The organism is Candidatus Brocadia sapporoensis (assembly GCF_001753675.2).
In the GTDB taxonomy this organism is placed as follows: Bacteria; Planctomycetota; Brocadiia; order Brocadiales; family Brocadiaceae; genus Brocadia; species Brocadia sapporoensis.
This window is the reverse complement of sequence record NZ_MJUW02000052.1, coordinates 1-11,218: the sequence shown is the minus strand read 5'-3', so window position 1 is coordinate 11,218 and position 11,218 is coordinate 1. Positions and strand designations below refer to the sequence as shown.

At 43.8% G+C, this 11,218-nt stretch carries 9 protein-coding genes; 6 read left to right on the top strand and 3 right to left on the bottom strand.

Going from position 1 to position 11,218, the window contains the following annotated elements; genetic code table 11:
* Nucleotides 1-795: 795 nt before the first annotated feature.
* Together BIY37_RS04460 and BIY37_RS14030 are read right to left on the bottom strand one after the other, a co-directional pair.
* On the bottom strand, nt 796-1,278 hold the full coding sequence (locus tag BIY37_RS04460) for a DinB family protein (RefSeq protein WP_179129285.1): 483 nt from the start codon (nt 1,276-1,278) through the stop codon (nt 796-798).
* Nucleotides 1,279-1,926: 648 nt separating this feature from the next.
* Nucleotides 1,927-2,061, bottom strand: coding sequence for a hypothetical protein (locus tag BIY37_RS14030; protein WP_261340832.1), 135 nt, complete (start codon nt 2,059-2,061; stop codon nt 1,927-1,929).
* Nucleotides 2,062-2,415: 354 nt separating this feature from the next.
* Between BIY37_RS14030 and BIY37_RS04450 the strand changes: the two genes are divergently transcribed.
* The 6 genes from BIY37_RS04450 (at nt 2,416) to BIY37_RS04425 (ending at nt 10,403) form a co-directional block, all read left to right on the top strand.
* Nucleotides 2,416-3,867, top strand: a complete 1,452-nt coding sequence (locus BIY37_RS04450) for a multiheme c-type cytochrome (protein ID WP_070066632.1) — start codon at nt 2,416-2,418, stop codon at nt 3,865-3,867.
* A gap of 230 nt (nt 3,868-4,097) precedes the next feature.
* The gene (locus BIY37_RS04445; protein ID WP_143299167.1) at nt 4,098-6,431 is read left to right on the top strand and encodes a glutamine amidotransferase; all 2,334 of its coding nucleotides are present in this window, start codon (nt 4,098-4,100) and stop codon (nt 6,429-6,431) included.
* 104 nt (nt 6,432-6,535) lie between these two features.
* Nucleotides 6,536-7,210, top strand: a complete 675-nt coding sequence (cmk, locus tag BIY37_RS04440; protein WP_201789389.1) for a (d)CMP kinase — start codon at nt 6,536-6,538, stop codon at nt 7,208-7,210.
* A gap of 74 nt (nt 7,211-7,284) precedes the next feature.
* Nucleotides 7,285-9,012, top strand: coding sequence for a 30S ribosomal protein S1 (locus BIY37_RS04435; RefSeq protein ID WP_070066629.1), 1,728 nt, complete (start codon nt 7,285-7,287; stop codon nt 9,010-9,012).
* A gap of 77 nt (nt 9,013-9,089) precedes the next feature.
* A complete protein-coding gene (locus BIY37_RS04430) occupies nt 9,090-9,884 on the top strand; it encodes a sigma-70 family RNA polymerase sigma factor (protein ID WP_080324845.1) in 795 nt (264 codons plus the stop codon).
* Nucleotides 9,885-9,887: 3 nt separating this feature from the next.
* Nucleotides 9,888-10,403, top strand: coding sequence for an adenine phosphoribosyltransferase (locus BIY37_RS04425; RefSeq protein WP_070066627.1), 516 nt, complete (start codon nt 9,888-9,890; stop codon nt 10,401-10,403).
* 63 nt (nt 10,404-10,466) lie between these two features.
* On the opposite strand, the gene BIY37_RS04420 is transcribed toward BIY37_RS04425, so the two are convergent.
* Nucleotides 10,467-10,730 (bottom strand): hypothetical protein, encoded by a 264-nt coding sequence (locus tag BIY37_RS04420; RefSeq protein ID WP_070066626.1) that lies wholly within the window; start codon nt 10,728-10,730, stop codon nt 10,467-10,469.
* Nucleotides 10,731-11,218: the final 488 nt, after the last annotated feature.

Sequence of the window (11,218 nt, the reverse complement as noted above, 5' to 3'; positions counted from 1 at the left end):
TGGGCGATTCATGCCTAAAAATAACCTTTTTTCAGCTCGAATTGCGAAAGTCGGGCTAACACAGCAAAGCTGCACCGAATCCCCCTATCGTTCGACGGATCCTTCGGCGGACTCAGGATGTGCGCCGTGAATGGTGAGCCTGTCGAACCATCACGACGAAGTCAAGGAGGAGCGAAAGGTGGTTGTAAAAAAGCTTGCGAAAAAAAGATTTTACGCGGTAATACTGTGGTGAACGTAAAAAGAACGTTGTTATTGCGAGCACATTCCGTATTGCTCAGTGCGAACTTCGCAAAACAACCCAGGCATTGGAGATTGCTTCGGGCTGCCGCCCTCGCAATGACACCTGCACGTATTTGTTGTGTTTACTATTAGGTTTCACTCATTGTGCAAAAAGGAGATCAAGGTACTTGTGCAGTATAAGAGAGGTGGAGGAGTAAAGATAGCAGGTCTGGCATAGGAAATTACAATGACACATGGGATAAGCCTTTTTGGCAAGAGCATTGAGGCATTCGAACGGGTCCGGTTGCATGACAACGAAGCATTGGAGGTCTTTGGGGGGCGAGTGAATGGTACAATAATAAACTCCTGAAATTCCTATGCGTCCCGTTATGCCTTTGGTTGCAGGGTGGCACGGACAAACTCTGTTTGTCCGTGTGACACATTCCGGATCCGTGTGGATATTCAAACACCATGGACAAACAGAGTTTGTCCATGCCACCCCGTAGCCCGCTTAAAAAAAGTAAAAATTCCGATATAATCAAGATGGTTTTTGGCATCAATTATTCCATCTCGGTGTTAAGGATTCTTTTTCCACTCCTCGTATCGCTTTCTCATTTGACGGATATGTTCTGGTATATGTTCCTCATACACCTTCAACCAATCGTCCAGAGTAACGGTTTCATTCTCCATAGAACCCGTTGAGTTTGACCATGCCGGACCGGGCAATGTCTTAATAAGGTTGTACGATGCGAGGCGAAGTCTCCTGAATAATTCCAACGCATCCTCCGTGCTTTGCTCAGGGTAGTGAAATGCTGCAGACCATTTGTCCTGGTCATAGGTTGCAATGGCTTTTCCTGGTTCGGCAATCAATTTTCTGCATTTGACATATGCGTTTGCCTCACTATCGGCAATATGGACAATAATTTCATGGATGCTCCAGCGATTGGGCGAAGGCTTGAACGACCACATCTCCTTCGGAAACTGTTTTATGGCCTCCGTAAGCAGGGCATATCCCTTGCCGTACGATTCGATCTTTTGCATTCGTTCTTCTTTCATCATTACCGTTTCTCCCATAGGGTATTTTATCGATAAGAAAAGTATATCACATTGATATTTTCTCCAAAAAATCTAAAATAGCCATCAAAAAACCCCTCGTCTCCGATCCGAGAGGATTGGGTAGGTTTATCCCTATTCGGGGCGATTCTGTGAAGTTTTCCTCTTAATTGTAGAAAGCAAAGCAGGCATTTGTGTGGCACAATGTCGCAATTTTTTAACCAAATTTCCCGGAAAAGTTAACCAAACACTGAATGCTGAAGGAGGGATGGAGAAGTCTGTTTTATGGCTGGATGCGGGAGACAACTCAATCGGTTCTGCAATTATCAGAAGCAATAATAAAAAAACCGATCGGCCTTATTGCCCTTCGCAATAGAAGCTTTTCAAGAGATGGTGGAAGCAGGTGCTCGTGTACCGGAAAATAAAAAACGTAAGGAAGACGTTGTGCCAGAAAATGAGTTAGCCGGTACAACCTGAGAAGAAAAAAAATAATTCAATTGCATCGGAATTTTCATTTTATTTCAGCGGGCTACCCTGCAATCGAAGATATAACTTACTTCCTGATTAAAAGCCAAGTGCTGCCTGATAGCATGTGAGATTTGGAAAACGGGCAAAATGGTTTAAATCGTATTGGAGATCTGTTCTTTCTCCGGGCTAAAGGTATAAATAAGCCATTTTCCCCACATGGGTTTGTATACATGCTAATGCACTTTCTGGCCCACGAAAACAAGCAGCCGCTATCAGAAATCCTGAGTAGGAGTCACACTGCCGATAACCAACATCTGTCATTAATGACCTCCTTTCATCATCATACTGCAAGCATACGAAAGGTAACCGAAAGAGCGCCCAGACAACTTAGTTTTTTGAATTGTTCGGGCGTATCCTTCGTGTAATCAACAGAATAGAGCAGGGATGCTGCACCACACAAATGCCTGCCCGCAAGTCACAACGGTATAAATCCTCCGAAGATTTTCAACGATGAAGTTGTTAAGAAAGACGAGAGAGTCGCTAACGGGCTGCGGGAGAAACAGGGAATGCTTGCAGGTAATTTGTTTGCGACTGTATAATGCTGTGATATAATTATGGATCAAATACGTTTTGAACAAGTATCTTCGTGGACTTAGACTTGGGGGAGAAGCGCACATGAAGGGTGTGTGGTCATTCGTTGGATTAGCAATACTGTGTGGTGTTTTTTGCAGCGGAATTGAGGCTCAAAAACTGGATAAAGGGGTTGGCCCGTACGGGGAATTTTGGAAACCGATTCCTACCCAAAGATACTGGGCTCCGAACTACTTTTATTCACCGCCGGAAGAGCCAAAAGGGGTTTATCAGGCGGATGAGTGTACGCTCTGCCATAAGGCATTAAACCCGGGTCTGGTCAAGGCATGGGAAGAAAGTAGCCATGCGAACCTGGATAAACTGCTGGACTACCAGAAAGAGAAGCTCGCCGAAATAGAAAAAAACCTGGGAAGGAAACTCACGAAGGTGGGGTGTATCGATTGCCACGGCAAGGTTGGGGCGGAAAAGCTTGATCATGAAAAAGAGCTGGCTATGCCGAGTCCTGCCCTGTGCGGTGAATGTCATAAGCAAGAATACCAGGAGTTCGAATCGGAAAAACAATACGGCATTCCTGACTGGAAACCCGGCAGGGAAAGCCATGCAAAGGCTTATGATGCCAATCTGGACGTGGATGTATGGGCTGCGGTAGATAAGAATATTGTACAGGGCTGTGATATGTGCCACTCCATTCAGCACAAGTGTGACAGTTGCCATACCCGCCACGCCTTCAAAGCTTCAGAGTCCAGGCGTCCGGAGGCCTGCCAAACCTGTCATAACGGGCCCGATCATCCGGATATTGAATTTTACCGGGACTCCAAACATGGTTCTATCTACCTTATCGATGGTAAGAATTGGGATTGGAACAAGCCGTTAAAGGATGCGAAATATATCTCTCCCACCTGTCAATCCTGTCACATGTACTACAAAGGGCAGTATTCACATAATATGGTCAGGAAGGCGATTATGGGCGAGGGTGATGTGTTATTTTATGATAATGTCTTTAAAGGAATTAAACCGACGGATTATCTAAAGAATAGCAAGGAATTAATGTCTAGACGGGAGGCATGGATTGAGGTCTGCGTTCAGTGTCATTCTCCAAGGTTTTCCCGCGACTATCTTGACTCCATGGACAAGGCATCAGATTCCGTTTTTCAGTACGTGAGCGACGCCTACGCCACGATCAAATCCCTTTACGAAGAGGGTATACTCTCTCCTATGCCTGAAAACAGACCAAAAGCACCTGCACCCGTTGCGGAAAAATATCCTGACCTCCTGGGTGGTTTTTACGGAGAGTTCTGGGCGAAGAACGGAAATCAAAGCAGAATCGAAAAGGACTTTTTATATATGTGGGAAAATGACGCCTTCCTGGTCAGAAAAGGTCTGGCACACATGAACCCCAACGGTTTTACCTACATCTCGTGGTCAAATTTGCTCAAGAAGTACGTGGATATACAAAGTGAAGCAAATGCCTTGAGACGGTTAGCTGCGCTGGAAAAGAAGAAGCTGCGGGCCAGGACAAAAACAAAAAACAGGTAGAAGCAGACGGGCAGACCTCTTGGGCAAATCGTTTTGAATTGGCCGTTCAAAGTGCATTTTCTCCAGAGACGGGGCGAGATGAAGGTTATGCCGGGCAACTATTCACGGGCCGAAGGCTCACAAAAGGGCAAGAGAATCGCCGCCCTTCCTTATAATCCCCCCCATCGTTCGGTTAAGCACGTGACGAAGTCAGGGGAGGGAAAGCTCCCTTGCTTTTTGCAGGAGAGGGTTTGGCTGGGGAGTATTTTTGTACCAATACGATAATAGAGGATATGGAAAATCTTACCCGATGGCATATCAGTTTCACGGGCATTGAAAGCGTATGGTTGCGTGTGCTTGTCCTGTGTCTGGCGATTTCTGCGCTTTATTTTTCCTGGCGCGGTATCAAAGCCCTTCCTTTGTGGAACAAGCAAACTGTGCTTTTTGCGCTCCGTTTTCTGATGGTGGCGCTTTTTGTTATGCTGTTGCTTCAGCCGCAAATAGAGCGGAAGGAGGTGTTGAAGTTAAAAAACAAGGTCGTGTGTCTTATAGACAATTCTGAGAGTATGACGCTGAAAGGGGGAGATACGAGGATCACCCGATTCCAGCTGGTTAAGAATTTTTTTCATGATAATGCATCGTTTGTTAAGGAATTGGAGAATAATTTTGATGTCGATTACGTTTCTTTCTCGGACGCGATTAAGGAGATTACTCATGATGATATCGAAAAGGGGATTGTTCCCGATGGCGCAAATACCGACATTGCTCAGACCCTGAAGCTTCTGAAAAAACGATATGAAGGTAAATCTGTCAGGGGATATCTGGTTTTTTCAGATGGCGCTGATACAACCGAACTTCCTTCAAGCCTGGATAAATATGAAATTATTTCAAATCTCGTGAAAGACCTGTCAACCCCGTTTTTTACCTTTTCTCCGGGGGGCAACATGGACGCCAGGGATATTGCCATCAGTAAAGTTTCCTATGACAGTTTTACCTTTGTAAGAAGTCCATGGAGGGCGGATGTCGTTATAAAGATTCATGGTTATAAAGACCTCAGACTTCCGGTTACCCTAAAACAAGGAAACGATATTATTTCTTCGAAGATCCTGGATACAGGGAACGAAAGCGAACTTCATATTGATCTGGCATTCACGCCCCTTTCGACCGGTACCTTTCTCTATTCGGTCTCGGTTCCTGTCCAGCCCCATGAGGCAATCAGCGAAAACAATCAGGTCAGTTTTCTTGTGAAGGTGGTGCGCGATAAGATACGGATTATGCATGTTTGCGGTCGTCCGTCGTGGGACGAGCGTTTTCTCAGGCGGATATTGAAAAACGATCCTAATATTGATCTCATATCTTTCTTCATTCTGCGGACGCCAACGGATGTTTCCGATGCAAGGAGCGATGAGATGAGTCTCATTCCTTTCCCTGTAGACGAATTATTTACACAGGCGCTCGATAGTTTCGACTTGGTTATCTTTCAGAACTTTGACTATCGTCCTTATGACACGGCGTTTTTTCGTTTTTCACACTACCTGACAAATCTCAAGAGATTTGTGACAGAACAAGGCGGTGGTTTTATTATGGTAGGCGGTGATATATCGTTTTCACAAGGGGGGTATGACGGCACACCTCTTGACGAAATCCTTCCTGTAAGCCTTAACGCCGGGAAAGACACTACGGACACGACACGATTAAAGGCAGTTCTGACCCATGATGGCCTGAGACATCCGGTGACGGCGCTTGACGTCAATTCAGACAGAAATGCTGCTATCTGGAAGAGCCTGCCCGAACTGGACGGATGCAATGTAACTTCTGAAATAAAGCCGGATTCCCTATCCCTGTCCATCTATCCGACGAAGGGAAACCCGCCACTTATTTCGGTTCGGGAGGCGGGGCGGGGCAGATGCATGGCAATAACAACCGATTCTCTGTGGCGGTGGGGTTTCCTGTCCCCTGGGAAAGGCGGCAGTAACCGGCACTATATAAAATTTTGGCAAAATTCTATAAAGTGGCTCATCAAAGATCCCGCCTTAAATCCTATCCGTGTTATCGTAAACAAGGATACCTTCTTGCCAAACGAGGAGGTGCCAGTCAGGATCGATGCTGTGGGTGGAAACTACCAACCTCTGGAGGGTGTGCAATTAGACATAAACATTACAAACGAATTTTCCGGAAAAAGCATCTACTCAGCAAAAGGCGTCACGGGCTCGGACGGTCAGTATCGGTTTGTCGTCAGGCAAAATACGGAAGGGTACTATATTATTAAAGTAGCAGGAAAGAAGGAAAATGACGAGATTGGGCAGGATTATGCTATTTTTACCGTCGCTTTAAAAAACAAGGAATTTAAAGACACTTCGATCCGGCGGGATATCCTTGCGAGGATGGCTGAGATATCCGGGGGGAAATATTTTGAACTACCCGCAAAAAATATGGGTGAAAAATTTTCGATTGAAAATCCGGTAATTGTTAAACTCGTTGGCAAACGGCAAATTTCCCTGTGGGATAATGGTTATATCCTGATGTTAATACTGGCAGTCGTTTCTGCCGAATGGTGGATTAGAAAACGGAGTGGTTTGAGTTGAGGCAAAAAAGGCTTGCAATACCATATTCATTATAGTATATTTATTGTTTTTCTATGCTGGATATTACTCAGAAACGCTATTGCCGATAACGGGAGAGGTTTTGATTGATAATAGCGATGGATGGTCCTGCCGGTTCAGGAAAAAGTACCGTTGCCAGGATGCTGGCAAAACGGCTGGGTTTTAAATACCTCGACACCGGGGCTATGTATCGGGCGCTTACGTGGAAGGCGCTGCAGGATGGAGTGGACCTAAAAGATGCAAACGCCTTATGCCAGCTTATGGATCAAACCATCATCCGGTTTGGGGGCAGGAACGATGATTTGCAAATATTTGTTGATGGAGTTAACGTAACGGAAAAAATCCGTTTGCCTTCTGTCACAAACAATGTTCATTATATATCAAATACACCCAGTGTCCGGCAGCGTATGGTAAAGCTTCAGCGAACGTTTGCGTCAGAAGGAAATATTATAGCAGAAGGGAGGGATATGGGTACCGTTGTCTTCCCGCATGCAGAAAAGAAATTTTTTCTGGATGCTGAAATTGAAGAGCGTGCCCGAAGGCGGTACGGCGAGATGAATCTGCCGGATAGCGATGTTTCTTATGCCGATGTTATAAAAGATATAGAGATACGCGATAAACGGGATACGACAAGGAAGAACTCTCCTCTCATGAAAAGTGACGATGCAATTTACCTGAATACTACGAAAATGTCGGTTGAAGAAGTGGTCAGCCGGATATGTGAAGAACTTGAATCTGCGGTAAAAAAACAGGATTTTTAACGAACGAGTAAACGTACATTTATCTTAAAAACCTTTTATTTTTTTTCATTTTATTTCGGAGAGATCGTTAAATTATGGATCGAGATTTTTTAAAAGAGTATAATGTAAATTTAGCCGATATTGAGCGAGAGGTAGAAGCTATCGTGGGAAGTGCGGATAATAAAAAAAAGATAGAATCCACTTACTATGATTCTATACAGAATTTTGAGGTAGGCTCGGTTTTAAAGGGGCGTATTCTCAGCGCACTGGGCGATAATATTGTTATAGACTGTGGTTATAAATCCGAGGGTATGATACCGAAGTTTGAATTTGACGATCCCTCTGAAATAAAGATAGGTGACGATGTTGAGGTCTTATTAGAAGCAGTAGAAGACGATTCGGGGCTTATTAAATTATCAAAACGAAAAGCAGACCGCATTCGTGGCTGGGAAAGGGTTATTGCAAAATATAAAGAGGGGGATATTATAACTGGCAGGGTTACGAGAAAAATTAAAGGAGGCCTGCTCGTCGATATGGGCGTACCGATATTTTTACCCGCCTCCCAGATTGATGTAAAACCGCCAGGCGATATATCTCAATACATTGGGCAGGAAGTCACCTGCCGGATACTAAAAATCGATGAATCGAGACAAAATATTGTTGTTTCCAGGAGAAAGCTTATCGAGGAAGACCGCGACAAAAAGAAACAGGGCTTGTTGTCGGAGATTGCTGTTGGGCAGACCAGGAAAGGTCTGGTAAAAAATATTGCAGACTTTGGTGCATTTATTGATTTGGGCGGTCTGGACGGGCTTCTGCATATTACCGATATGAGTTGGGGAAGGATAAGTCATCCATCGGAAATGCTCGCCATTGATGATGAAGTTGAGGTAATGATACTTGATATCGATAAGGAAAAAGAAAAGGTTGCCCTTGGGTTAAAACAAAAGTCTCAAAACCCATGGTTCCTCATCGATGAAAAATATCCCGTGGGCTCCAGGGTAAAGGGACAGGTCGTCAATATTATGTCGTATGGCGCATTTGTTAAACTGGAAACGGGGATCGAGGGTCTTGTGCATATTTCAGAGATGTCCTGGACCCGTCGTATTAATCATCCGTCAGAAATGGTGGCGATCGGGGACATGGTTGAAGTTGTCGTTCTCAAAATAGACAAAGAAAAAGAAGAAATTTCACTCAGCATGAAACAGACGGAAGTGAATCCCTGGACGGTTATCGAAGAAAAATATCCGCCGGGAACAAAGATCAAGGGTCGCGTTCGCAACCTGACGAATTATGGCGCGTTCATTGAGATTGAAGAAGGGGTAGACGGATTGCTTCATATATCTGACATGTCATGGGCCAGGAAGGTGGGACATCCCTCGGAAATTGTTAAAAAGGGAGATAAAGTTGAGGCCGTGGTGCTTTCTGTCGATCGGGAAAAAAAGAGGGTTGCGTTGGGGCTGAAACAACTCTCCGATGACCCATGGGTAAAAGAGATTCCTGAGAAATATAAGGTAGGTGATGTTATCACCGGTAAAGTTACGAAGTTAACGAATTTCGGCGCATTTCTTGAACTCGGAAAAGGAATCGAAGGGTTGTTGCATATCTCGGAATTGTCCAGCGAGAAGGTTAATAATCCCGCTGATGTTGTCAATATTGGTGATGACCTGGAAGTAAGGGTTATTCGCATTGAACCTGAGGCAAGAAAGATTGGGCTCAGTCTGAAAAAAATGTTTGGTGCAGAAGGAAGAAGTGAAATACCAGCGACGCCAAACGAAGATTCTCAGAAACCATCGGGCGATGAAGCTTCGGCTATGAATACATAGGATTCGGGTGCTGCAGGCGTCCCTTGACTTCGTGATGTGAGGAAAGAAGGAGGCGTTATACGAAATCCGCATTACAAATATACCTGAAAGAAATTAATCGAATTTCATTGCTGTCTCCTGAAGAGGAAAAAGAAATAACAAGAAAGGTTACCGAGGGAGATGAAAAGGCGCGGGAAGAACTAATACGTTCTAACCTGCGCCTGGTGATTAGTATTGCCAAAGAATACATCCACCGGGGGCTTTCTTTCCTGGATCTGATTGAGGAAGGAAACCTGGGGCTGATTCGTGCAGTTCAGGGATTCGATCCTTCGACGGGATATAAATTTAGCACGTATGCAACGTGGTGGATTAAGCAGGCAATCCGCAGGGCGCTGACAGACAAAGCAAAAATGATCCGCATTCCTTCATATATGTTTGAAAAAATATCCCGGCTTAAAATCACTTCAACGAATCTGCTCGATAAACTTGAAAGGGCGCCGAGCCATAACGAGATTGCTGAAGAGATGGATATTACTGCAAAAAAAGTTGAATTGATCGAACATGCGACACGTTCAACCGTATCCATCAACAGTGAAGGCTTTACCGGCTCGGATCTCATCTGGGCATTGAGTAATATTTTGCCTGACGAGAAGACACCAACGCCCGAAGAAGAAGTGGAAGAAATGTATGAAAGGGAGAATCTGGAAAAATTCCTTAAGATTATTGATAAAAGGGAAGCCACGGTAATAAAGCTGCGATACGGACTAGCGGATGGTGAGCCAAAGACTCTGGAAGAAATTGGTGCGTTATTACATTTAAGCCGTGAACGCGTCAGACAAATAGAGAAAGAGACTATCAGAAAATTACATTATATCCTGACAAAAGAGAAATGACGTATGAATGAATTAAAGAATTTAGTGCGCGAAGTGCCTGATTTCCCCAAAAAAGGCATTAGCTTTAAAGACATTACCACTCTCCTGCAAAATCCAAAAGGATTAAGAGCCGCTGTTGAAATAATTTCTGACCATTATAAAAGCAAGAAGATCGACGTCGTTGTTGGTACTGAAGCACGGGGTTTTATTTTAGCGCCAATCATTGCTTTTAATCTGGGAGCCGGATTTACTCCTATTAGAAAGCCCGGCAAACTTCCTTACGAAAAGATCAGCATGAGCTATGCACTCGAATATGGTACCGATGTGCTCGAAATACACAAGGATGGAATCAGAAAAGGTCAGCAGGTGCTTATGGTAGACGACTTATTAGCCACCGGCGGAACCATGTCTGCTTGCTGTAAAATGGTAGAATCTCTTGGCGGGAATATCCTGGGTTGTGCGTTTTTGATTGAATTAACCTTTCTCAACGGCAAAAAAAATCTCTCACCGTACGATATATTTTCTGTCATACAATACTAGAGGCACGTTTCTGGCCTTCGCGGCTTTTCCCATAAACGGGAAGACGGAGGCCGTCCTCCACGTTTATTTCAAAATTATTTCAATCGATTCGCCATCCTTCCAAATTTGATTGAATACTTTTACGTTTTTTAATGCTTCCATTACCTGCTTTTCAATCCACATTATTACATCACTATACCCACAACTGAAACACCTTACCATCCAAGGCAATTTTAGGGATTTAACAGCAACAGAAACAGCTTCTCCATTACAGTTTGGGCATTTTGCCGAAGAGACCACGGCTTTATACTTTTCTCCGATTTCTTTATTTGAAAAATGTTCAGACATTGCTGCACTCCTTAAGAAGTGTTTTGTATTTGAAATTACATAATTTACAACAAACCATATCAAAGAAAAGTTTCACGTAATTCGATTTTTAGTAACAATTTAGTTTTTTGAAAATTTCCAATAAAAACCGGGTATTACATGCAGTGTAGAGGCTGGTTTGAAACCTGCCCCCACAAGTCAATATTATTCATACAGAGGTTTTTTAAAAAACTAAATTGTTACGATTTTTACAATTTACCTGCAAAGGGCATGTCTCGCAAGACAATTGTAAAGCTAGAGAATTGAATTAGGGTTTTTACAAAAATTTGATCAACATAACAAACTTAGTGTAGCCGGTTTTTATTTTAGTTTCAAGAAATTTGTTTAAATCAAAAAATTCGTTGGTTACGAAAATTCCTCACTATTCAACGAAACGGATGGTGAGAGAGAATAATTTCTCAGAATAGTTAGGAGCCGATAGGGAAAACGGGCAGACGGGAAAATCCCGA

Coding starts and splice junctions, on each gene's coding strand:
- BIY37_RS04460 (WP_179129285.1), bottom strand. CDS start 1,278: ATGATGAAAGAAGAACGAATGCAAAAGATCGAATCGTACGGCAAGGGA.
- BIY37_RS14030 (WP_261340832.1), bottom strand. CDS start 2,061: ATGACAGATGTTGGTTATCGGCAGTGTGACTCCTACTCAGGATTTCTG.
- BIY37_RS04450 (WP_070066632.1), top strand. CDS start 2,416: ATGAAGGGTGTGTGGTCATTCGTTGGATTAGCAATACTGTGTGGTGTT.
- BIY37_RS04435 (WP_070066629.1), top strand. CDS start 7,285: ATGGATCGAGATTTTTTAAAAGAGTATAATGTAAATTTAGCCGATATT.
- BIY37_RS04425 (WP_070066627.1), top strand. CDS start 9,888: ATGAATGAATTAAAGAATTTAGTGCGCGAAGTGCCTGATTTCCCCAAA.
- BIY37_RS04420 (WP_070066626.1), bottom strand. CDS start 10,730: ATGTCTGAACATTTTTCAAATAAAGAAATCGGAGAAAAGTATAAAGCC.